The sequence below is a fragment of the Streptomyces cyaneofuscatus genome (genome assembly GCF_000718135.1).
Lineage (GTDB): Bacteria > Actinomycetota > Actinomycetes > Streptomycetales > Streptomycetaceae > Streptomyces > Streptomyces cyaneofuscatus.
The window spans coordinates 1-293 of the sequence record NZ_JOEM01000095.1 but is presented as its reverse complement, the minus strand read 5'-3'; the positions used below and the strand labels follow the sequence as shown (position 1 = coordinate 293).

Annotated in this window: 1 protein-coding gene; it reads left to right on the top strand. The window is 63.8% G+C overall.

Annotated elements, in window-relative coordinates:
• Positions 1–293 (top strand): hypothetical protein (locus IF17_RS0135915; protein WP_030575449.1); only part of this gene is annotated, 293 nt, incomplete at both ends.

Here is a 293-nt window from a genome sequence, read left to right as displayed (position 1 = left end):
GCCCGGCACACGTACGGCATTCCGGAGAAGAACTTCAACAAGTTCCGTGATGTGGCGCGGGACCGGAATGTGGTCGTGGATGTGCGGCCGACGAATCCTTCGGCGCCGAAGTGGCTGGATGCGGGGGCGATGCCGAAGCCGCAGGAGATCAAGGCGAAGACGGTCTCGGATGTCGATGTTCTGCTGGGCGCCGATGCGGGGAACATCGGGCTGGTCGGTTACTTCAAGCCGGTGTTGCCGGATCGGGGTTCGGTTCCGGTGGATGCGTGGGACCGGGTGGTCTCCCGGTTCAA